The sequence below is a fragment of the Herbaspirillum sp. meg3 genome, from assembly GCF_002257565.1.
GTDB lineage: Bacteria > Pseudomonadota > Gammaproteobacteria > Burkholderiales > Burkholderiaceae_D > Herbaspirillum.
Map to the genome: position 1 here is coordinate 974,923 of NZ_CP022736.1, position 23,013 is coordinate 997,935.

At 54.7% G+C, this 23,013-nt stretch carries 18 protein-coding genes, 2 tRNA genes and 3 rRNA genes; 10 read left to right on the top strand and 13 right to left on the bottom strand.

The genetic code is table 11. From position 1 onward, the window contains the following. Window positions 1-17: 17 nt before the first annotated feature. The gene (gene rpe, locus hmeg3_RS04460; RefSeq protein ID WP_094562659.1) at window positions 18-680 is read right to left on the bottom strand and encodes a ribulose-phosphate 3-epimerase; all 663 of its coding nucleotides are present in this window, start codon (window positions 678-680) and stop codon (window positions 18-20) included. Between the two features lie 147 nt (window positions 681-827). Here rpe and apaG point away from each other — a divergent pair, with 147 nt between their 5' ends. Continuing rightward, window positions 828-1,202: a Co2+/Mg2+ efflux protein ApaG gene (apaG, locus tag hmeg3_RS04465; RefSeq protein ID WP_094566138.1), complete on the top strand. Its 375-nt coding sequence runs from the start codon at window positions 828-830 to the stop codon at window positions 1,200-1,202. Between the two features lie 31 nt (window positions 1,203-1,233). Here apaG and hmeg3_RS24895 read toward each other — a convergent pair whose 3' ends face one another. Further along, window positions 1,234-1,377 (bottom strand): hypothetical protein, encoded by a 144-nt coding sequence (locus hmeg3_RS24895; protein WP_198361784.1) that lies wholly within the window; start codon window positions 1,375-1,377, stop codon window positions 1,234-1,236. Between the two features lie 15 nt (window positions 1,378-1,392). Here hmeg3_RS24895 and hmeg3_RS04470 point away from each other — a divergent pair, with 15 nt between their 5' ends. Continuing rightward, window positions 1,393-2,592, top strand: coding sequence for a murein transglycosylase A (locus tag hmeg3_RS04470; RefSeq protein WP_094562660.1), 1,200 nt, complete (start codon window positions 1,393-1,395; stop codon window positions 2,590-2,592). 128 nt (window positions 2,593-2,720) lie between these two features. Here hmeg3_RS04470 and hmeg3_RS04475 read toward each other — a convergent pair whose 3' ends face one another. After that, a complete protein-coding gene (locus hmeg3_RS04475; protein WP_094562661.1) occupies window positions 2,721-3,158 on the bottom strand; it encodes a universal stress protein in 438 nt (145 codons plus the stop codon). 169 nt (window positions 3,159-3,327) lie between these two features. Between hmeg3_RS04475 and hmeg3_RS04480 the strand changes: the two genes are divergently transcribed. From hmeg3_RS04480 to rrf, 6 genes are all read left to right on the top strand, one after another. After that, window positions 3,328-4,104 carry an enoyl-CoA hydratase gene (locus hmeg3_RS04480; RefSeq protein WP_094562662.1) on the top strand — a complete coding sequence of 259 codons (777 nt, stop codon included), beginning with the start codon at window positions 3,328-3,330 and terminating at the stop codon, window positions 4,102-4,104. Between the two features lie 604 nt (window positions 4,105-4,708). Beyond that, window positions 4,709-6,241, top strand: a 16S ribosomal RNA gene (locus tag hmeg3_RS04485). Between the two features lie 115 nt (window positions 6,242-6,356). Beyond that, window positions 6,357-6,433: transfer RNA gene (locus hmeg3_RS04490), tRNA-Ile, on the top strand. A gap of 8 nt (window positions 6,434-6,441) precedes the next feature. Next, a tRNA-Ala gene (locus hmeg3_RS04495) sits at window positions 6,442-6,517 on the top strand. A 285-nt stretch (window positions 6,518-6,802) separates the two neighbouring features. Then, window positions 6,803-9,676: ribosomal RNA gene (locus hmeg3_RS04500) — 23S ribosomal RNA — on the top strand. A gap of 139 nt (window positions 9,677-9,815) precedes the next feature. After that, a 5S ribosomal RNA gene (gene rrf / locus hmeg3_RS04505) occupies window positions 9,816-9,928 on the top strand. Together the 16S, 23S and 5S rRNA genes with 2 tRNA genes alongside form the textbook arrangement of a ribosomal RNA operon. 743 nt (window positions 9,929-10,671) lie before the next feature. Here rrf and hmeg3_RS04510 read toward each other — a convergent pair. The 10 genes from hmeg3_RS04510 to araD1 all read right to left on the bottom strand — a co-directional run bounded on the left by hmeg3_RS04510 (window position 10,672) and on the right by araD1 (window position 20,862). Continuing rightward, a complete protein-coding gene (locus hmeg3_RS04510) occupies window positions 10,672-11,220 on the bottom strand; it encodes an acyloxyacyl hydrolase (protein ID WP_094562663.1) in 549 nt (182 codons plus the stop codon). A 305-nt stretch (window positions 11,221-11,525) separates the two neighbouring features. Beyond that, window positions 11,526-12,419 carry an SMP-30/gluconolactonase/LRE family protein gene (locus hmeg3_RS04515; RefSeq protein WP_094562664.1) on the bottom strand — a complete coding sequence of 298 codons (894 nt, stop codon included), beginning with the start codon at window positions 12,417-12,419 and terminating at the stop codon, window positions 11,526-11,528. 287 nt (window positions 12,420-12,706) lie between these two features. After that, window positions 12,707-13,477: an SDR family oxidoreductase gene (locus tag hmeg3_RS04520; RefSeq protein WP_094562665.1), complete on the bottom strand. Its 771-nt coding sequence runs from the start codon at window positions 13,475-13,477 to the stop codon at window positions 12,707-12,709. 12 nt (window positions 13,478-13,489) lie between these two features. Then, entirely contained in the window at window positions 13,490-14,662 is a 1,173-nt protein-coding gene (locus hmeg3_RS04525) for a fumarylacetoacetate hydrolase family protein (RefSeq protein WP_094562666.1), read from the bottom strand. A 203-nt stretch (window positions 14,663-14,865) separates the two neighbouring features. Further along, the gene (locus hmeg3_RS04530) at window positions 14,866-16,401 is read right to left on the bottom strand and encodes a UxaA family hydrolase (RefSeq protein ID WP_094562667.1); all 1,536 of its coding nucleotides are present in this window, start codon (window positions 16,399-16,401) and stop codon (window positions 14,866-14,868) included. Window positions 16,402-16,531: 130 nt separating this feature from the next. Next, window positions 16,532-17,338, bottom strand: a complete 807-nt coding sequence (locus hmeg3_RS04535; protein WP_094562668.1) for a transporter substrate-binding domain-containing protein — start codon at window positions 17,336-17,338, stop codon at window positions 16,532-16,534. 66 nt (window positions 17,339-17,404) lie between these two features. Next, window positions 17,405-18,139, bottom strand: coding sequence for an amino acid ABC transporter ATP-binding protein (locus tag hmeg3_RS04540; RefSeq protein ID WP_094562669.1), 735 nt, complete (start codon window positions 18,137-18,139; stop codon window positions 17,405-17,407). Continuing rightward, complete coding sequence (locus hmeg3_RS04545) at window positions 18,123-18,773, bottom strand: amino acid ABC transporter permease (RefSeq protein WP_094562670.1); 651 nt, start codon at window positions 18,771-18,773, stop codon at window positions 18,123-18,125. The genes hmeg3_RS04540 and hmeg3_RS04545 overlap by 17 nt, the downstream gene beginning before the upstream one ends. Window positions 18,774-18,782: 9 nt before the next feature. Beyond that, window positions 18,783-19,466: an amino acid ABC transporter permease gene (locus tag hmeg3_RS04550; RefSeq protein WP_094562671.1), complete on the bottom strand. Its 684-nt coding sequence runs from the start codon at window positions 19,464-19,466 to the stop codon at window positions 18,783-18,785. Between the two features lie 391 nt (window positions 19,467-19,857). Further along, window positions 19,858-20,862, bottom strand: a complete 1,005-nt coding sequence (araD1, locus tag hmeg3_RS04555; protein ID WP_094562672.1) for an AraD1 family protein — start codon at window positions 20,860-20,862, stop codon at window positions 19,858-19,860. 238 nt (window positions 20,863-21,100) lie between these two features. On the opposite strand from araD1, the gene hmeg3_RS04560 reads away from it, so the two are divergent. Beyond that, entirely contained in the window at window positions 21,101-22,120 is a 1,020-nt protein-coding gene (locus hmeg3_RS04560; protein WP_094562673.1) for a LysR family transcriptional regulator, read from the top strand. Window positions 22,121-22,167: 47 nt separating this feature from the next. Continuing rightward, a complete protein-coding gene (locus tag hmeg3_RS04565; RefSeq protein WP_094562674.1) occupies window positions 22,168-23,013 on the top strand; it encodes a DUF3047 domain-containing protein in 846 nt (281 codons plus the stop codon).

The window sequence follows — 23,013 nt, forward strand, 5'->3', positions numbered from 1 at the left end:
GGGTGGATTGCGTCGGATTACTTGGCCAGTTCGCTGCGCATGGCCTCAATGACTGCCTTGTAGTCCGGCTTGCCGAAGATGGCGGAACCGGCCACGAAGGTGTCGGCGCCAGCCTTGGCGGCAGCGGCGATGTTCTCGATTTTGATGCCGCCGTCGACTTCCAGCATGATGTCGCGGCCGGACTCGTCGATGCGGCGGCGGACAGCGGCGATCTTCTTCAGCGCTTCAGGAATAAAGGACTGGCCGCCGAAGCCTGGATTGACCGACATGATCAAAATGATATCGATCTTGTCCATCACGTGATCGAGGAAATGCAGCGGCGTGCCGGGATTGAACACCAGACCGGCTTTGCAGCCATTGTCGCGGATCAGTTGCAGTGAACGGTCGATGTGTTCCGAGCCTTCCGGGTGGAAGGTGATGATATTGGCGCCGGCTTTGGCGAAGTCGGGAATGATGCGATCCACCGGCTTGACCATCAGATGCACGTCAATCGGCACCTGCACGTGCGGGCGGATGGCTTCGCAAACCAGCGGGCCGATGGTCAGGTTGGGAACATAATGGTTGTCCATCACGTCGAAGTGAATAATGTCGGCGCCGGCAGCGACGACATTGCGGACTTCTTCGCCCAGACGGGCGAAATCGGCGGACAGGATACTGGGGGCGATACGGTAGTTAGGCATGGCGATATGGCTTATGGAAGGCTGTAGAGCGATTGAAGATGCGCTATTTTACCCGTTCGCCGTGCCTCGGTTTTGTTGCAAACCTTGCACTTGCGGTTGTTTTCGTGTGGAATGGGCTTGGCTTTTTACAAAATTGAGGAAATCCGCATGGCGACGTATGAGTTTACGGTGACGGTCAAGACGCAGTACCTGGAAGAGCAATCCGACCCGGCACGTTCACATTATGTGTTTGCCTACGCGATCACTATCGTCAATACCGGGCAAGTGCCTGCCCAGCTGATTTCGCGTCACTGGATCATCACCGACGCGAACAATCACACGGAAGAAGTGCGTGGATTGGGCGTAGTGGGGCATCAGCCGTTCCTGCAACCGGGAGAGCAGTTCGAGTACACGAGCGGGACGTCGCTGAAGACGCCGCAGGGCTCGATGCACGGAGAGTATTTCTGCGTCGCCGAGGATGGCGAGCAATTCGACGTGAAGATTCCGGAATTTATCCTGTCGCTGCCACGCACGCTGCACTAAGCGTTGAGCTTAGTGGTGCCACATTAAGCGTTCAAGCCTGGGTGTCGTCTTTTTTGTCGCTTGGATTTTTTGTCTGAACGGGTTGATCCGGCTTGCGTCCGGAAAACATGGTCCACCAGACGATGAATACGAAGATAAAGAAGGCGCCGCCGGCTTCGAGTATTAACCACCACATTTTCACGTTTCCTCAATGTCACTTATTCAAAAGAGCACTCGTACCAGTTTACCTGCATTAGCCGTCATCGTCGCTGTATGTCTTGCCGCCTGCACGACAACGCGCCCGCTCCCGCCGGTGACACCGCCGACTACCGCTACCAAACCGACAACGCCGACCAGGCCTGAAACTCAGGCGCAGACGCTGCAGCGAAGCACGTTTGCCGCCATGCCCGGCTGGGATCGCGATGAAGTGCGTGAGGCCTGGCCGGCTTTTCTGACTTCTTGCCAGACGCTGATTCGTCGCCCCGAGTGGAAAAACGCCTGTACGACTGCACGCCAGGTGAATGGCAATGACGAAGGCGCCGTTCGCGCGTTTTTTGAGTCCGGCTTTACGCCCTACAAGGTATTCAACCCGGACGGCAGCGATACCGGCCTGGTCACCGGCTATTACGAGCCTTTGCTGCGCGGATCGCGCAAACGCGGCGGACCGTATCAGACGCCTCTCTATAAGGCCCCGGATGATTTGTTGACGATCGATTTGGCAAGCCTTTATCCGGAATTGAAAAACATGCGCCTGCGCGGCCGTGTGGTCGGCAACAAGGTTGTTCCATACTTCTCGCGTGCCGAGTTGCTGCAATCGGGAGCCTTGAACGGTAAGGAACTGGTCTGGGTGGATGATCCGGTGGAAGCCTTCTTCCTGCAGGTGCAAGGTTCCGGTCGCGTGATTCTGGATGGCTCGCAAGAGACGGTTCGTCTCGCCTATGCCGACCAGAACGGCTATCCCTACAAGTCCATTGGGCGTTATCTGGTCGATAAAGGTGAAATGACGTTGTCCCAGGCTTCTGCGCAAGGTATCAAGGCTTGGGTGATCGCCAATCCGTCGCGCCAGAATGAGCTGCTGAACGCCAATCCTAGCTACATCTTCTTCAAGGAAGAGAAAGTTGGAGATCCGTCGAAGGGGCCGAACGGTGCGATGGGTTTGCCGCTGACCGGTCAGCGCTCGATTGCTGTTGATCGTCAGCATATTCCGCTGGGCGCGCCGGTGTTTTTGGCGACGACGCAGCCAAATAGTGATGCGCCTTTACAGCGCCTGGTGCTGGCGCAGGATACGGGCGGGGCGATTCGCGGCGCAGTGCGGGCGGATTACTTCTGGGGGTTTGGCAATGAGGCAGGTGAAAAGGCTGGCGCGATGAAGCAGCGCGGCATGATGTGGGTGTTGTTGCCGAATCCCTGATCTATCTTATAAAAGATGTCTGATGTCTTTTAGACTCTCTTAATACAATGCTCTGAGTGGACAAAGAAAACCCGGCTTGCCTACATAAGGCAAGCCGGGTTTTTTATTGCGAGAAGGCTTTGTATGGATTAGCGCAGAACCAGCACCGGGATGGAAGAATGTGCCAGCACCTTTTGCGTCTTGCTGCCGAGAAATAATCTGCTCAGGCCGCTGCGTCCATGTGATGCCATGAAAATCACGTCGCAATTGAATTTCTTGGCGGCGTTGACGATTTCCTCGTCCGGTGCGAATGACAGAACCGTGGTCGTTTCGCAGTCCACGCCGGCTGCCTTGGCAGCGTCGGAGATTTTCTTCACGTTTTGTTCGGCGAGAGTGCGGACATTCTCTTCATAGATGCCGGGATCGATTGCCATCGAGCTTTCGGCCAATGGCGAGAATGGATAGGGTTCTGCAACTGAAATGCCGATGATCTTGGATTTGCAGTGCTGCGCGTAGTCGATGGCGTTGGCAATGGCCTTGTCCGAGCGCTCCGATCCATCCGTTGGTACAAGAATGGTCTTGAACATGTGATCCTCCTTTGCTGTGGTGAAGGGGGTATTCTCAGTATAGGCTCAGACATCAGCTGTGCGAACTAATTCCTGACGTCCCTTTGATCTCGCGCAAGTTTCATTGACGGTACAATCATCGGGGCAAGAATATTTCACTTCCGTGCTACCCCTATATAGAGGAGACAAGATGAGTTACGAGAACATTTTGACCGAGACACAAGGCAAAGTCGGCGTGATCCGCCTTAACCGCCCGAAAGCGCTCAATGCCCTGAATGATCAGCTGATGACAGAGTTGGGCGAGGCTTTGCTGGCATTCGATGCCGACGACGCGCTGGGCTGTATCGTGATTACCGGCAGCGAGAAGGCATTCGCCGCTGGCGCTGATATCACCGTCATGGCCGGCTACAACTATATGGACGTGTTCAAGGGCGAGTTCATCACGCGCAACTGGGAAACCATTCGCCGCGTACGCAAGCCAGTGATTGCCGCAGTGGCGGGTTATGCCCTGGGCGGCGGTTGCGAACTGGCCATGATGTGCGATTTCATCATTGCTGCAGATACAGCCAAATTCGGCCAGCCCGAAGTGAAGCTAGGCATCGTGCCTGGCGCCGGCGGTACGCAACGCCTGCCGCGCGCAGTTTCGAAAGCCAAAGCGATGGACCTGTGCCTCACCGGTCGTATGATGGATGCGCAGGAAGCCGAGCGCGCAGGATTGGTGTCGCGCGTTGTCGCCGCAGACAAGCTCATGGATGAGGCGCTGGCTGCCGCCATTACGATTGCCGACATGTCGCAGCCGGTGGTCGCCATGATCAAGGACTCGGTGAATCGTGCCTACGAGTCGACGCTGTCCGAGGGCATCAAATATGAGCGGGCGATGTTCTACAGCTGCTTCGCCACGGAAGATCAGACCGAAGGTATGAAAGCATTCATGGAGAAGCGTCCACCGAACTTCAAGAACCAATAATCTGCGGTTCTAGTTTAGATAGGAAACGAAGCCCATCCCGTCAGGGATGGGCTTCGTGCTTTTGGGTTTGACTTTTGATTGAGCTGTAATCCAGAGCTGGCAAGGGTTTGCGTCTGATGGATAAAGAAAGTTCAAATAATTTCGCAAAAGGGGTTGCGGTATTGGCGGGAGCTTTGCTATAGTTCGCCTCCCCGCTGATTCAGCGATGCAGCAAGCCGCAAGGCAGCGCAGATTTGAAGAGGTTGGGGAAAGTAAAACAGGTTTTTGGAAGTGAGAAGTTGCAGTAAGAATTTTTAGTGAGGCGTTAAAAAAGATGTTGACGCAAATTAAAAAACACTACATAATCTCGTTTCTCTGCTGCTGACAAACAAAACGATTTGTTGGCGACGCAAGCGGTAGTTGATACTGCGGCGAAGCAGTAAAGGTTCTTTAAAAATTAACAGTCGATAAGCGTGGGCGTTTAATGAAGTGCGACAGACTTTCGGGTCTGGAAACTTTAAATATTTAAACGCTCACAAAGAAATATAGGTAAGAAATTATCTGTCAGTATTTTGAGTGAGTGACCGATTCGCAAGAATCAGCCAGAAATGGCAAAACAGAGATTGAACTGAAGAGTTTGATCCTGGCTCAGATTGAACGCTGGCGGCATGCCTTACACATGCAAGTCGAACGGCAGCACGGGAGCTTGCTCCTGGTGGCGAGTGGCGAACGGGTGAGTAATATATCGGAACGTGCCCTAGAGTGGGGGATAACTAGTCGAAAGATTAGCTAATACCGCATACGATCTAAGGATGAAAGTGGGGGATCGCAAGACCTCATGCTCGTGGAGCGGCCGATATCTGATTAGCTAGTTGGTGAGGTAAAGGCTCACCAAGGCGACGATCAGTAGCTGGTCTGAGAGGACGACCAGCCACACTGGAACTGAGACACGGTCCAGACTCCTACGGGAGGCAGCAGTGGGGAATTTTGGACAATGGGCGCAAGCCTGATCCAGCAATGCCGCGTGAGTGAAGAAGGCCTTCGGGTTGTAAAGCTCTTTTGTCAGGGAAGAAACGGGTGAGGCTAATATCCTTGCCTAATGACGGTACCTGAAGAATAAGCACCGGCTAACTACGTGCCAGCAGCCGCGGTAATACGTAGGGTGCAAGCGTTAATCGGAATTACTGGGCGTAAAGCGTGCGCAGGCGGTTGTGCAAGACAGATGTGAAATCCCCGGGCTCAACCTGGGAATTGCATTTGTGACTGCACGGCTAGAGTGTGTCAGAGGGGGGTAGAATTCCACGTGTAGCAGTGAAATGCGTAGATATGTGGAGGAATACCGATGGCGAAGGCAGCCCCCTGGGATAACACTGACGCTCATGCACGAAAGCGTGGGGAGCAAACAGGATTAGATACCCTGGTAGTCCACGCCCTAAACGATGTCTACTAGTTGTCGGGTCTTAATTGACTTGGTAACGCAGCTAACGCGTGAAGTAGACCGCCTGGGGAGTACGGTCGCAAGATTAAAACTCAAAGGAATTGACGGGGACCCGCACAAGCGGTGGATGATGTGGATTAATTCGATGCAACGCGAAAAACCTTACCTACCCTTGACATGTACGGAAGTCCGAAGAGATTTGGATGTGCTCGAAAGAGAACCGTAACACAGGTGCTGCATGGCTGTCGTCAGCTCGTGTCGTGAGATGTTGGGTTAAGTCCCGCAACGAGCGCAACCCTTGTCATTAGTTGCTACGAAAGGGCACTCTAATGAGACTGCCGGTGACAAACCGGAGGAAGGTGGGGATGACGTCAAGTCCTCATGGCCCTTATGGGTAGGGCTTCACACGTCATACAATGGTACATACAGAGGGCCGCCAACCCGCGAGGGGGAGCTAATCCCAGAAAGTGTATCGTAGTCCGGATTGTAGTCTGCAACTCGACTACATGAAGTTGGAATCGCTAGTAATCGCGGATCAGCATGTCGCGGTGAATACGTTCCCGGGTCTTGTACACACCGCCCGTCACACCATGGGAGCGGGTTCTGCCAGAAGTAGTTAGCCTAACCGCAAGGAGGGCGATTACCACGGCAGGGTTCGTGACTGGGGTGAAGTCGTAACAAGGTAGCCGTATCGGAAGGTGCGGCTGGATCACCTCCTTTCTAGAGTGCGCATGAAGTTAAGCGTCCACACTTATCGTCTGTTAGTAAAGAAGAACAGTTATTCGGTTGCGGCGCAGGCAATGCCTGCATGCTGGCTCTGATTACTGATCCAAGCGGGTCTGTAGCTCAGCTGGTTAGAGCACCGTGTTGATAACGCGGGGGTCGTTGGTTCGAGCCCAACCAGACCCACCAAAAGTTTCGGGGGTTTAGCTCAGCTGGGAGAGCACCTGCTTTGCAAGCAGGGGGTCGTCGGTTCGATCCCGTCAACCTCCACCAGAAACGTCAAACCTAAGTCGCATGCAAAACGCGTGTGGATTTAGGTTTGGTCTTTTAGTGATCAATAGCTGTTTTTGTTCTTTAACAATCTGGAAGAAGTAAAGTATTCGTCAACGACGCGCGCCAGGATTTCGATCCTTGTGTGAGAAGTTGATGGGTGTGATTGTATCAATCAAAGTATTACGAAGTGATCTTAGCAATTAGAAGACTTACTTTGGCAATACGGCAAACGCTAAACTCAAAAAGCTCTATAACGATCTCTCGGAAGAGAGGCTAACGTTATAGGGACAAGTGAATAAGTGCACATGGTGGATGCCTTGGCGATTACAGGCGATGAAGGACGTAGTAGCTTGCGATAAGCTGCGGGGAGCTAGCAAACAAGCTTTGATCCGCAGATTTCCGAATGGGGAAACCCACCCGCAAGGGTATCACTGACTGAATACATAGGTCTGTGAAGCGAACGCGGCGAACTGAAACATCTAAGTAGCTGCAGGAAAAGAAATCAACCGAGATTCCCAAAGTAGTGGCGAGCGAAATGGGACCAGCCTGCAAGATTTAGCATTTTTGATAGTGGAACGGAATGGAAAGTCCGGCCATAGAGGGTGATAGCCCCTTACACGAAATCATTAGTGTGGAACTAAGCTTGCGACAAGTAGGGCGGGACACGTGAAATCCTGTCTGAACATGGGGGGACCATCCTCCAAGGCTAAATACTCGTAATCGACCGATAGTGAACCAGTACCGTGAGGGAAAGGCGAAAAGAACCCCGGAAGGGGAGTGAAATAGATCCTGAAACCGTGTGCATACAAACAGTAGGAGCCTCGTAAGGGGTGACTGCGTACCTTTTGTATAATGGGTCAGCGACTTACATTCAGTGGCAAGGTTAACCGAATAGGGAAGCCGTAGAGAAATCGAGTCCGAATAGGGCGTTCAGTCGCTGGGTGTAGACCCGAAACCAAGTGATCTACTCATGGCCAGGTTGAAGGTGCGGTAACACGCACTGGAGGACCGAACCCACTAATGTTGAAAAATTAGGGGATGAGCTGTGGGTAGGGGTGAAAGGCTAAACAAACTTGGAAATAGCTGGTTCTCTCCGAAAACTATTTAGGTAGTGCCTCAAGTATCACCATCGGGGGTAGAGCACTGTTATGGCTAGGGGGTCATCGCGACTTACCAACCCATTGCAAACTCCGAATACCGATGAGTGCGAGCTTGGGAGACAGACGTCGGGTGCTAACGTCCGGCGTCAAGAGGGAAACAACCCAGACCGCCAGCTAAGGTCCCAAAGATTGGCTAAGTGGAAAACGAAGTGGGAAGGCTAAAACAGTCAGGAGGTTGGCTTAGAAGCAGCCATCCTTTAAAGAAAGCGTAATAGCTCACTGATCGAGTCGTCCTGCGCGGAAGATGTAACGGGGCTAAGCCAGTCACCGAAGCTGCGGATATCAATTTATTGATATGGTAGGAGAGCGTTCTGTAAGCCTGCGAAGGTGTCTTGTAAAGGATGCTGGAGGTATCAGAAGTGCGAATGCTGACATGAGTAGCGATAATGGGGGTGAAAAGCCTCCACGCCGTAAGCCCAAGGTTTCCTGTTCAACGTTCATCGGAGCAGGGTGAGTCGGCCCCTAAGGCGAGGCAGAGATGCGTAGCTGATGGGAAGCAGGTTAATATTCCTGCACCGTCGTTAGATGCGATGGGGGGACGGATCGCGGAAGGTTGTCCGGGTGTTGGATGTCCCGGTTTCTGTATCAGAGAAGGCTGTTAGGCAAATCCGGCAGCGTAATTCAAGGGTATGGGACGAGCGAACTTGTTCGCGAAGCAATCGGAAGTGGTTCCAAGAAAAGCCTCTAAGCTTCAGTCTAACGAGACCGTACCGCAAACCGACACAGGTGGGCGAGATGAGTATTCTAAGGCGCTTGAGAGAACTCGGGAGAAGGAACTCGGCAAATTTGTACCGTAACTTCGGGATAAGGTACGCCCTAGTAGTTTGACAGGCCTGCGCTTGAAGGACGAAAGGGTTGCAATAAAAAGGTGGCTGCGACTGTTTAATAAAAACACAGCACTCTGCAAACACGAAAGTGGACGTATAGGGTGTGACGCCTGCCCGGTGCTGGAAGATTAAATGATGGGGTGCAAGCTCTTGATTGAAGTCCCAGTAAACGGCGGCCGTAACTATAACGGTCCTAAGGTAGCGAAATTCCTTGTCGGGTAAGTTCCGACCTGCACGAATGGCGTAACGATGGCCACACTGTCTCCTCCCGAGACTCAGCGAAGTTGAAATGTTTGTGATGATGCAATCTACCCGCGGCTAGACGGAAAGACCCCATGAACCTTTACTGTAGCTTTGCATTGGACTTTGAACCAATCTGTGTAGGATAGGTGGGAGGCTTTGAAGCAGGAACGCCAGTTTCTGTGGAGCCATCCTTGAAATACCACCCTGGTTTGTTTGAGGTTCTAACCTTGGTCCGTTATCCGGATCGGGGACAGTGCATGGTAGGCAGTTTGACTGGGGCGGTCTCCTCCCAAAGTGTAACGGAGGAGTTCGAAGGTACGCTAGGTACGGTCGGACATCGTGCTAATAGTGCAATGGCATAAGCGTGCTTAACTGCGAGACTGACAAGTCGAGCAGGTACGAAAGTAGGACATAGTGATCCGGTGGTTCTGTATGGAAGGGCCATCGCTCAACGGATAAAAGGTACTCTGGGGATAACAGGCTGATTCCTCCCAAGAGTTCATATCGACGGGGGAGTTTGGCACCTCGATGTCGGCTCATCACATCCTGGGGCTGTAGCCGGTCCCAAGGGTATGGCTGTTCGCCATTTAAAGTGGTACGTGAGCTGGGTTTAAAACGTCGTGAGACAGTTTGGTCCCTATCTGCCGTGGGCGTTGGAAGTTTGAAGGGGGCTGCTCCTAGTACGAGAGGACCGGAGTGGACGAACCTCTGGTGTATCGGTTGTCACGCCAGTGGCATTGCCGAGTAGCTAAGTTCGGAAGAGATAACCGCTGAAAGCATCTAAGCGGGAAACTCGCCTTGAGATGAGACTTCCCGGGAGTTTAACTCCCCTAAAGGGTCGTTCGAGACCAGGACGTTGATAGGTCAGGTGTGGAAGCGCAGTAATGCGTTAAGCTAACTGATACTAATTGCCCGTGTGGCTTGTCCCTATAACATTAGCTGTTATAGCTTTAGAGTTTAAAATGTGTTTGCCAATGTGCATCACACCAAAATATATTTACTTCTTCCCAGATTGCGTTGTTTGGCCATCCTAGTTCCAATTGGACCCAAGCAACACTACAAGTTATGCCTGATGACTATAGCAAGTTGGTACCACCCCTTCCCATCCCGAACAGGACCGTGAAACGACTTCGCGCCGATGATAGTGCTGCAACCAGTGTGAAAGTAGGTCATCGTCAGGCTATTAATTAAGCTTAAGCCCCATACCATCAGGTGTGGGGCTTTTTGCTGTCCAATCCACAATTACAGCAAGCAGGCAGACAACGCCACCCTAACTTCACAACACCGTACGCCATTACTCTTCGTACTCAGCAATTCTCCTCATCCCAGGAATACAGCGGACTTCATTGCTATTTCCCCTGCACATCGTCCGCAACTCAACGCGCAATCTTCAGCGCTTATCCTCCAGCCCTCGTAATATCCCTGAATTCCACAACACGGCTTCCTCGACGGAAATGCTGGTTCATCGATACGTCATCGTTCTGATGGCAGACTGATCTGCCTGCTATTTATCTGCTGCGTTTCAGGCCTCCTTATTCTGTATCAGCCTCATTATCGACAAGCCGCAGCTTCAATCCGCTACTATCCGTCCCTCATCTGGCAACCTCTCTCAAGCAAATTTAACGGACTGCTCTAAGCCGAACGCTTCAACAACTACCGGAATGCTTAAACGCAATGCCAGTAAAACGGTAGTACAGCAGTGATTAGTAGTGTCCGAAGCCATACGCGTTACATAAATGCTCGATAGATCATCAACCTCCGGATCCTAGTCAGCATGGTCGCATCGGCACTCCTGCTTGTGCCGCCTTCGATCCATGCGCTAGCCTCATCAAACAACGCGTTACTGCTACATCCTCAAGACGAAAAAAAACCGGTCATTGACCGGTTTTTTTCGTGCTGTCAGAATCGACTGCCGATCAAACAATCAGAAGCGGTAAGCAGCTTTGAGAACTGCGAAGTTTACGCCGCCGTTTGGCTGCTTGATACCGCCGTTCGAAAAGTGTTGCAGCTTCAGGCCGACGTCCAAGCCGTTTGCAAACACGTAACCAGTGCCGAGGTGGTCGCCGAATTGGAATGCGGTCGACAGCTTCTTGGTGTCATTGTTATACAGCGAGGAAAACAGGTGAACGCCGATGCCGGCTTCGCCGTAGAAACCCTTCTTGTCATCGCGTTGGAAGCGGAAGACCGGTGTAAAACCAATGTCAGTGAAGTTCTTGCTGCTGTCGGTGTTGTTGTAACGCTTTTCATGCCACTCGGCGACTGTCAGATCCCAGTAACCGCCGATATGCGTGCCGTTGGATTGCCACCAGGCTGTGTTCTTCCAGTCCCATTGCGCACCCAGACGCAGCATCTGGACTTTGGAACCGGCACCGGCTTCGACGGAGACGGAATCAACAGCGTAGCTGGAAGTTTGCAGACCGATCAGAGCGACGGCGGCGACGGTGAGTTTGAGGGCAAATTTTTTCATCGACATGGAGTTTTCGCTAGAGTAAATATTGTTGAATATCGAAATAGAGTGTGTTGTACTGAGTCGGATACGATCCACAAACACTTGGATGTATTTTCTCATAACAACTAGTAAAGACAGCAAGTCTTGAACAAGCGTGACCGTGATTGTCGCTGAAATTGGACAGCTTTGCTGCCAGCCGCTCAAAATGGAACTATTTCATTGGCAAATAGGCAATGCATTCTGGCCGATGTCGAGTCATCACAGGCAGGAGCAACAACATCGGACGCCTGCGCATCCACAAAATCAGTAATGGCCAAACTGACCGATACTCAAGCCTGATAGGCAAATTCCGGCAAGCCGGGGACGTCCACGCGTATAGACAATACACAACCGGATAGCGGGTATTGCGCAAGCTCTGCCTCGCTACGGCCATTCCTGCCCGTCGTGATGTAGAGCGTACGGAGATCTTCACCTCCGAACGCAACCATCGTCGGGCAGCGCGCAGGTAGTTTGATTTCCTGCAGAATGTCGCCGTTCGCCGAAAGCCGCAGCACACGTCCGCCTTCAAACATCGCACACCAGTACGCATTCTCGCTGTCAACTGCAGCGCCGTCCGGACGTCCTCCATAATCAGGTGCACTCTTGTCCGTATCGAACTGTTTGAACAAACGCTTGTTGCTGGTCTGGCCGCCGGCGAGATCGAAATCGTAGGCGTCGATCCGATGCGCCGGCGTGTTCGAATGAAACATTGTGCGTTTGTCCGTGCTGAATGCCACGCCGTTCGAGGTCGTCACCGGATGCGCTGCATCGCGCAACTGACCTCGTTCAAAGCAAAACAAACTGCCCAGTTGCTGATCACGCGGTTCGTAAATCGTCCCGGTCCACAAACGCCCCAAGGCGTCGCAGCGGCCGTCATTGAAGCGCAGCTTGCTCTCGTCATAAGGCGCATCGTGCAAGAGGGTCATCTCGCCACTTTCCGTATTCAGCCGGAACAGGCCATTGCGCAAGGCAACTACCAGGCCTCCCTCGGCGTGCATGGCGATGCAACCAGGTTCTTCCGGCATCGGCCACGAGCGATGCATGCTACTGGCAACCTGCAAACGATGAATGGCTTTGCCTGGAATGTCGATCCAATACAAGGCGCTTTCGCCAGCGCTCCATAGCGGGCATTCACCGAGTTGCATGGGATGTTCGAAGGCGACATGGATTTCAGTTGAAGACATGGGCAGCTATTCCGTGAGAAGAAACAGCATTATGCCCACTGTGCCGAGAACGGTACAACGTCAATAGCCCGAAAATAGAAAGAAAAAATCTGTGGGCAATGCGGTAAGGACGCCCAAAGCACGACGGCCTCCGCCGATATCACTACCGGGGAGGCCGCGAAAAAATACTCAGTGCCGGCGACAGATGTGCGGCAAAAGGTGTGTGAGAAACACACCGCACAACCACTCACTCAAACATCGCAACGATGTAGCAAACTACATCGCAGCAAGGTCGTCCGTTAAAACAATCAGTTGGACCAGCCACCGTCAATCATGTGGATCGCGCCAGTAGTGAATGCTGATTCTTCAGACGCAAGGAACAGCGCCAGCAGCGCGACTTCTTCTGCCTTGCCGATACGGCCCATTGGCTGGCGTGCCACAAATGCCTGGCGTACTTCCTCCTCGCTCTTGCCGCTTTCCTTGGCTTGCGTGGTGATGCGTTGATTCAGCGAAGGCGACTCGATGGTGCCTGGACAGATGGCATTGCAACGTACGCCCTGGGCGACGAAGTCTGCCGCAACTGATTTGGTCAGGCCGACCACAGCCGCCTTGCTGGCGCCGTAGGCAAAACGATTTGCCACGCCCTTGACACTCGATGCGGCAGAAGCAATGTTGACGATCGAACCCGACTTCTTGGCCAGCATGCCCGGCAGCACCGCACGGATAGTGTGGAACATTGCCTTGGCGTTCAGGTTAAAAGAGAAGTCCCAGGCTTTGTCATCGCAATCCAGGATGTTGCCGGCGGCGACGTAGCCTGCGCAGTTGAACAGTACGTCGATGGTGCCGATGTCTGCCACCAGCTGCTTGATGGCAGCGTCGTCGGTCACGTCCAGCAGACGGGTTTCCACGCCGGCGATGCCCGCCAACTCATCCAGATGCTGTTTGCTGATGTCGGTGGCGATGACGCGTGCGCCTTCCTTGGCGAACAGCTCGGTCGAAGCGCGGCCGATACCCTGGGCTGCGGCAGTGATCAATACGGTCTTGCCGGCCAGGCGTCCAGAAGATTGCGATTGCGACATGGGGGATTTCCTTTAAATGAGTTTTCGTTGTGCGAGATTCTTGATCAGCGCCGTCAGTCCAAATGTCCACGGCGAGACCTTGTCGGTAAAGTTGACTTTGTTCACCAGCGCGCCCAGCTTAGGTGTTGCGATCGTCACGATGTCTGCGACCTGATGCGTGAAGCCTTGACCCGGGCCGAAACGATCCTGCGTCGGCGCAAACATCGTACCGAGGAAGAGCACCAGTCCGTCAGGGTATTGGTGGTTCGGGCCAATCGCGTGTTCCACCAGATTCAATGGATCGCGACTGATCATCGACATCGAGCTGCTGCCTTTGAGCGTAAAGCCTTCTGTACCGTCTACCCGCATTGTAAGTTCGGCGCGCCGTACATCGTCAATTGAAAAGTTTGCATCGAATAGACGAATGAAAGGCCCGACGGCGCACGAAGCATTGTTGTCCTTGGCTTTGCCCAGCAGCAGAGCGCTGCGGCCTTCGAAATCGCGCAGGTTGACGTCATTGCCCAGCGTCGCGCCGACCGTCTCTCCGCGGCTGTTGACGGCCAGGACGATCTCCGGCTCAGGATTGTTCCAGACCGACTTGGGATGGATACCGACTTCATCGCCGAGACCGACGGAAGACAGCGGCTGCGCCTTGGTGAAGATTTCGGCGTCGGGGCCGATACCGACTTCCAGGTATTGCGACCACACGCCTTGTTCCAGCAGCACTTCCTTGAGCTTGGCGGCTCCTTCGGATCCAGGCACCACGCTCGACAGGTTGTCCCCGATGACCGCAGTGATGGCCTTGCGTACGGATTCAGCCTTGCCGGCGTCGCCGCGCGCTTGCTCTTCGATCACACGCTCCAGCATGCTGGCGACGAAGGTCACGCCGCTAGCTTTGACTGCTTGCAGGTCGATCGGCGCCAGCAGCCATGGACGCGACGTATCGCGGGTGGCAGCGTCGGCGTTGGCCAGCAGTTCTTCCAGCGAAGCCAGGCGTGGCGCCTTGGCTTGTGCGACCGCTGCGGCAGGATTGTCGAGTTCCAGCAATTGGCTCGATGTTGCGGCGACAGCGCTCAGGTCGTACACGCCGTCGGCTTGCACCTTCACCAGTACGGGGCCGACGTTTGGTTGCCAGATGCGGCCGATCAGGGTTGCTTGTTGATGATCTTCAGGCAGATGCGCCTGAATCGTGAATGCTTGTGCCATGCCTGCTCCAGATGAAGGTCAGTCGAAGAACGAAATGCCGGGAAGAAGACGAAACTGCCCGGACGAGATGCTGAGAAATGTCCCCGGGAAAACTTCATGGAAAATTCCCTGAAACATGTCGCAACACCCTGAAGGAATAACTGCCGAAGGCAAAAACTGCCGCCGGCAAATATAGCGCCGGCAGCAGCAAGGAGAAAAAATGATCAGGTATAGACGCCGATATGCCAAGGCACGAATTCATCCTGGCCATAGCCATGCAATTCGCTCTTGGTTTTTTTGCCGGAAGCCGTGTCGAGAATCATCTGGAAGAACTTCGCACCGATTTCCTGCGGCGTGGCCATGCCGTCGGCGATTTCGCCGCAGTTGATGTCCATGTCTTCTTCCTGACGTTGCCACAGCGCCGTATTTGTCGCCAGTTTCAGCGACGGCGACGGTGCGCAGCCATACGCGGAGCCGCGACCGGTCGTGAAGCAGATCATGTTGGCGCCGCCGGCGACTTGCCCGGTTGCAGAGATAGGATCGTAGCCCGGCGTGTCCATGAAGACAAAGCCCTTGGCCGTCACTGTCTCGGCATATTTGTAGACGTCCACCAGATTCGAGGTGCCGCCCTTGGCGACTGCGCCCAACGATTTTTCCAGAATGGTTGTCAGGCCGCCGGCCTTGTTGCCTGCCGATGGATTGTTGTTCATTTCGGCGCCGTTCTTGGCGCAGTATTCTTCCCACCACGCGATGCGTGCCAGCAGTTTTTCACCGACTTCCGGCGAGACCGCGCGACGGGTCAATAAGTGTTCCGCACCATAGATTTCCGGTGTTTCCGACAGGATCGCGGTGCCGCCGTGCTTGACCAGCATGTCGACTGCAGCGCCCAGCGCCGGATTGGCGGTGATGCCAGAATAACCATCGGAACCGCCGCATTGCAGGCCCAGCGTCAGATGGCTGGCAGGCACCGGTTCGCGCTTGATGTCGTTGGCCTTGGGCAGCATCTTCTTGATCTTCTCGATACCCAGCGCAACCGTCTTGGCGGTGCCGCCGGTGCTCTGGATCGTGAAGGTGTGGAAGTACTCGTTCTCTTTCAGGTTATGCGCTTCCAGCAGACCTGAGATCTGGTTGGTTTCGCAACCGAGGCCGACGATCAGCACGGCGGCGAAGTTCGGATGCTTGGCATAACCGGCTAGGGTACGGCGCAGCATTGCCAGCGGTTCGCCTTCCGAGTCAACCGCGCAGCCCAGACCGTGGGTCAGTGCGACGATGCCGTCGACGTTGGGGAAATCCGCCAGCGCCTCAGGATGGATGTCGCGGCGGAAGTAATCCGCGATTGCGCGCGCGGCAGTCGCCGAACAGTTCACCGAAGTCAGCACGCCGATGTAATTGCGCGTGGCGACGCGTCCATCCGGGCGCTTGATGCCCATGAAGGTCGCCGGTGTGTCGACATAATCGACCGGTTTGAAATCGGCGCCAAAGGAGTGTTCGCGCGAAAACTCCGCCATAGCCAGATTGTGCGTGTGCACGTGCTGACCTGGCTCGATGGCTTGGCTGGCGGTACCGATGATTTGTCCATAGCGTTTGATCGGCTGGCCGGCAGCGATGGCGCGTGTCGCCATCTTGTGACCGGCAGGGATCAGCGCCGCAACCCGGAGGCCGTTCTCTTCTTCGAGAATGGTGCCGGTGATCAGCTGGCGGCGCGCAATGACAACATCATCGACAGGATTCAATCGGATGACGGGAGAAATTGGTTTCATGATGATCTCGGTAAATATTGGCAACTAAGTATCGACAACTAAGAGAATGTCATGCAAGCCGACCGGTGTATTCGGATGCCGAAACACCGGCCGTGCTGCGCATGGTGCTGCTCACGTAATACGTTGGTGCTTACTTCGTTGCAAATTGCGCCAGGTCAGGCATTGGTGTGCCGACCCATTGTTGATAGATCTGGCCCAGACGGCCATTTTTGGTGTTGGTGTCGATCCAGGCGTTCAGCCATTTTTGCAGCTCAGGTTCGTTTTGGCGGATACCGATTGCGTAAGGAATGTCCTTGATCGCAAATTTGGTTTCCAGACCCTTGGTTGGATTTTGACGAGCGATCGCCGCTGCCAGCGCATTTGGTGTGCACAGACCATCAACCTGGCCCGACACCACAGCAGCAGTCACGGTAGCGTCATCGTCAAAACGCACGATGGTTGCGCCCTTCGGTGCCAGTGGGGTCAGCAGGGAATCCTGCATGTTGCCGCGCACGACAGCGATACGCTTACCGGCCAGGTCAGGCAGGCCCTTGATTGCCGTGCCCTTCGGCGCGGCAACGACAAACTGCGAAGCGCCGTACGGATGGGTGAAGGTGATGACCTTGGCGCGTTCAGGCGTGATGCTGAATGTGGCGATCACCATGTCGGCCTTGCCTGTCATCAGGAAGGGCACGCGGTTTGGCCCGGTGACTTGTACGATTTCCAGTTCCACACCAAGATCCTTGGCCAGCGCGCGTGCAGTTTCCACGTCCGAACCTTGCGGCTCCAGCTTGGCGTTGGTCATGCCGAACGGTGGCGCGCCGAGGTCGACGGCGATCAACACCTTCTTGCGTGCCTTGATATCGGCCAGCGTGTCCGCGTGGACGACCTGAGCGAAACACGCCAGACCGAGCATGACGACAGCGGCTTTTTTGGTGAAGTTCAGTAATGATTTCATGTTGTCTCCTGATGTATAGATTTCTACTGCTAGGTGGTGTTGCCGAAGTTGCCTGTAGTGCTGTGATTACAAATCGCTGCTGACAAACTTCGCCAGTTCAGCGGTTTTTGGATTGGTGAACAATTCATCCGGAGGTCCGATTTCCCAGACTTTTCCTTGATGCATGAACACCAGAATATCGGCCAGTTTGCGCGCAAACGCCATTTCATGCGTGACCAGCACCATGGTCATGCCTTGCTTGGACAAATCTTCCATGACCTTCAGTACTTCGCCGGTCAGTTCCGGATCGAGCGCCGATGTCACTTCGTCGAACAGCATCAGTTCCGGCGCCATCGCCAGCGAGCGGGCAATTGCCACACGCTGTGCCTGGCCGCCGGAGAGTTGTTCCGGATAAGCATCCTTCTTGTTTTCTAGGCCGACCAGCGTCAGGACATTGTGCGCGATTTTTTTTGCTTCTGCTGTCGCCATCTTTTTGATGGTCGTCAGTGCCAGTGTGATGTTGCGTTCAACCGTCACATGTGGAAACAAGTTGTAGCTTTGGAATACGATACCGACCTGTTTGCGCAGTTCGCGCAGATTGAGCTTGTCCGGATGATGGATGTCATGGCCGCAGACGTTGATATCGCCCGAGTCGATGCGTTCCAGTCCGTTCAGGCAACGCAGCAAGGTGCTTTTACCCGATCCGCTGCGGCCGATGATGGCGACCATCTGGCCCTTCTGCACATCCAGCGAGACGCCATTCAACACCTTGTTCGTGCCGAAGCTCTTGTGCAGATTGTTGATGCTAACGATTGCTGACATTCAATTTCCTTTCAAAGTGCTTGCTCAGCGCCGACAGCGGATAGCAGAGACAAAAATAAATCAGGGCCACGCAGCCGAACACGGTGAACGGCTGGAACGTCGAGTTGTTGATGATCTGGCCGGCGCGCGACAGATCGACGAAACCGATCACCGATGCCAGCGACGTGTTCTTGACGATCTGCACCATGAAGCCGACAGTCGGTGGGATCGCAATCTTGAACGCCTGCGGCAGGATCACTTTGTGCAATTGTTCGAAACGGTTGAAGCCCAGGCATTCGGAGGCTTCCCATTGCGTTTTCGGCACTGCTTCGATACAACCGCGCCAGATCTCGCCGAGGAAGGCGGCGCAATACACTGCAAACGAAATCCCGGCAGCGACCAGCGGCGACAGCTTGAAGCCCGCAATCGCCAGACCGAAGTAGGCGACGAACAGGATCACCAGCAGCGGGATGCCCTGGACGATCTGGATATACCAGCTGGCGATGGCGCGCAGCGTCTTGTTGGGGGATACGCGCCAAAGCGCGATCACAAAGCCGGCCACGCCGCCAAAGACGAACGCCACCAGCGACAAGACCACAGTCCAGACCGCTGCCTGCAACAGGTATTCGACGTGTAAAAAGGTAAATGAGGTCACGTGGTCTCCTTACAGATTGGTGCCGAGTCGGCGCTTGCGCACAAACGCTGACTTTGCGATCAGCCAGAAGGCGGCACGGAACAGGAAAGACAAGGCCAGATAGGCAACGGCGATCACCACATACACTTCAAAGCTACGGAAGGTTTCCGACTGCACCAGGTTGGCGGTGGCGGTCAGTTCTTCTGCAGAGATCTGCGAGGTGATGCTCGAGGCCAGCATCAGCAGGATGAACTGGCTGGTCAGCGAGGGATACACGCGCTCCACCGCAGGCAGCAATACCACATGCCAGTAGACATGGAACTTCGACATGCCCAGGCATTCGGCCGCTTCGATCTGGCCAGGATGGATGGAGTTGATGCCGGCGCGCATGATCTCTGCCGTGTAGGCGCCGACGTTGACGGTCAGCGCGATCACGGCCGAGGTTTCGGCTGTCAGTTTCAGACCAATACTCGCCAGGCCGAAATAGACCAGGAACACCTGCACCAGCAGCGGCGTATTGCGGATGATCTCGACATAAGCCTTGACCAGCGCCTGCAGCAGCCAGCTTTTGCTCTTGAAGGCGATGGCGCAGAGGGTGCCGACGACAAAGCCCAATACGATGGAAAGCGCGGATAACTGTATCGTCAGCCAGGCGCCTTCGAGCAAACGGGGCCAGTTGACGAACACGCTCATGAAATCAAAGGTGTAATGCATGAAGTCTCCAGAAGTCTTCGGGACAGCAGCTGATTCGTTAAGGCCGGTGCATCGTTAAAACAATGCCGGCTACCATCATGCGCTGCCGTGCGCTATCGCTTTGCGGCAGACGGCCGCGGCAGAATGGATGGAATACTGGAAGTGGATATCGCTTGCACGTGGGTTGGCACGCACGTCGGATGGAAGTGTTGTTGCATCGCTGGGTCTCCTTGCTGAGGCCTGGCATTGGACCGGGAATGTCCGCTACACAGGACCGTTCATTATTGTGATGTGCTCTACGGATCGGATGTCCGGTCAGCAGAGCGTATCGGCAATCGCCTCTTGGTGGGCGATTTTCTGTCGGTGAAAACAAAATTCCTAAACAAAATTCCTAAAACTTGCTACGTGAAAATCAAAGTACTTTGATGCCGTCGATGGCAATGCGCGATTGCTCGCGTACGATGCCATTGACCAGCGGTTCGCCGAAATCCGGCAGGCTGATTTCAAAGCAATCGCCCAGTTGCGTGCGGACACCGTCGGCGAACGACAAGGTCGCAGTGCCGAAGAAGTGCACGTGGATGTCGCCCGGACGCAGGAACTGGTTGTACTTGAAGTGGTGATACTCCAGATTCTCGATGGCGTGACACATGTTGTCCTGACCGGAGAGGAATTCTTTCTCCCAGATTACGCGGCCATCGCGGCGGATACGGCTCATGCCAACCAGATTGGTGGGCAGATCGCCGACCAGCAGTTCCGGGCCGAAAGAGCAGTAACGCAGCTTCGAATGCGCCAGGTAGAGGTAATTCTTGCGCTCGACCACGTGGTCGGAGAATTCGTTGCCGATGGCGAAACCGAGGCGATGCGGCTGGCCATCGTTGTCAATGATGTACAGGCCGGTCAGTTCCGGCTCTTCACCCGCGTCTTCGGCAAACTCCGGCATCGGGAAGGCTGCGCCCGGATTGACCACGATGTCGCCGTCGCCTTTATAGAACCATTCCGGCTGCGCGCCGACCTTGCCGCGGCCCGGACGTCCGCCTTCCAGGCCCCACTTGAACATGCGCATGGTATCGGTCATGGCGCTTTCGTCATCGTCCAGCTTTTGGTGCATCTTGTCGCGTGTGGACGCGCTGCCCAGATGGGTCAGGCCTGTGCCGGATACCAGGCAGTGCGCCGGATCTTCGTGATCCAGCGGCGCCAGGATGCGGTTTTCCTTCAGGATCGCGGCATAGTCTTCTTGCGAGTCCTGTGAATTGCTGTTGAGCAGTTGCGCCTGGCGTTCCAGCGAATTACCTTCGGCAATCGCCAGCAGGGCCAGCTCGCGCATGGTGCTGACCTGAGAAACCACGTTGATGGCTTTGCCATTGACGATGCCGACTTTGCGGCCGCCCTGGCGGTCTTCGAATTGAATCAGTCTCACGGTGTCTCCGTATTTTTTAGCGAGAAATTTGCAAAATGCATCTGATGCTGTGGCGCAGCAATTACGAGCAACTGCATCATGGCGCGCCAGCAAGAGGAGGAAATCAATCGATTGAGGTCAAACTCAGATTAATTTCGCAAATGTCTCGATGAAATTATTCGCATCCTTATGAGTATTAGGGATGGATGCGTTAGCATTGTGTTTTTGCTGGATCAGAATATAAGAGGCTTCCCCAACGATGTCTAATGACCTTAATTCATCGGGTGATAACCAACTGCAAGGACAGGACGACGCGGACGAGTCACATCTGGTGCAAACACCGCAGGATGCGCCATCCGTGCTGCCGTCGGTCAGCGCCATCGTTAGCCGCCTGCGCTTCAAGCAGGTTGCCTTGCTGACCGCACTCGACGAACAGGGATCCTTGCATAAGGCGGCCGAAGTCATGCACATGACCCAGCCGGCAGCGACCAAGGCCTTGCATGAAATGGAGTCGGCCCTGGGCGTCACCTTGTTCGACCGCTCGCCCCGCGGTATTGAAGCGACCGAACTGGGCCGCTGCGTGATCCGTTACGCGCGCCTGATCCAGAGCGACATCAGCAATTTGCGCGATGAGTTGCAGGGCATGCTGACCGGGCAGGGCGGCCGTTTGTCGATCGGCACCATCATGGGCGCTGCGCCCATGGTCACGCGCGCCTTGACGCGCTTGCGTGAAGTGCAGCCGGAAGTTTCGATCGAAATCACCGAAGACACCAGTGCGCGCCAGCTGCTCTTGCTGGATCAAGGCCGCATTGATCTGATGGTGGGGCGTTCCTCGGTCAGTTCGCAGCCGCAGTTGTACAACTATGAAATGTTGCGCGGCGAGCCGATGTGCATCGTCACCGGCCTTGATCATCCGTTGGCGACGGCGCAAAAGGTGCGCTTGCAGGAGTTAATGAGTTCATCGTGGATTCTGTACTCCAGCAATATGCCCATGCGCATCTGGATCGAGCACGAGTTCAAGCTGGAAGGCCTGAAGGTGCCTGGCAACGTCATCGAGACCGCATCGCCGTTCGTCACCGTCACCTTGCTGGCGCAATCGAATATGGTAGCCGTGATGCCACTGGATATCGCGCACTTCTTCGCCGCCAAGCAGATGCTATGCATCCTGCCCGTGCATTTGAAGACCCGTATCGAGCACTATGGTATCGTGACCCGCAAAAATGCCACCTTGTCTTCAATCGGCAAGATGTTCATCAACATCCTGCGTCAGCAAAACTGAGCTTCGGCCAGCGTCCGCATCGCATCTTAAATCTTGCAAAGAAGCTCATGAAGTCAGTCGTTCCACCTTCAGTTCGTGCTGTCCCTTCCTCGTTGCGTCTGGCTGTATTGACAAGTATTGTGGCGCTGCTCGCGGCATGCGCCAACACGCAAAAGATCCACGATCCGGTAGCCAAGCAGATTCGCCTTGATCAGGCATTGGCCCTGTTCTCAACCAATCCCGCCGGCGGGCTGCCCAATGAATGGGAACCACTGGTCCTGATGCGCAAGAAGAAGACCACCGATTACGTGTTGGTCAAGGATGGTGATAAAACGGTGTTGCGGGCCTATGCCGACAAGGCTTCCTCAGGCTTGCGCCATGAGGTCAACATCGATCCGCTCAAACAACCTTGGTTGACCTGGAGCTGGAAGACTTCGGCCCTGATCAAAACCGCCGACAACCGCTATCGCGACAGCGAAGACTCCCCGGTACGCATCGTGCTGGCCTTTGACGGTGACAAGAATAAATTATCCTTCATGGACACCATCCTGTTCGACACCGCCAAGCTGGTGTCGGGGCACGAGTTTCCCTATGCCACGCTGATGTATATCTGGGAAAACAAGGCGCCGAAAGAGACGATTATTTCCAATACGCGTACCGGCCGCATCCAGATGCTGGTGGCCGAAAGCGGCGCGGCCAATGTCGGCAAGTGGGTCAGCTATCAACGCAATATCGTTGATGATTACGTGAAGGTATATGGCGAACAACCGGGACGGCTGATCGGAGTCGGCGTACTGACCGACACCGACAATACCGAAGAGAAAGTAGAAGCCTGGTACGGCGACATCCGCCTGCTGCGCCAGGCCACCGTGGCTGCACAAACGCAAGCAGAAGTGCCGCCGACGGCGAAGTGA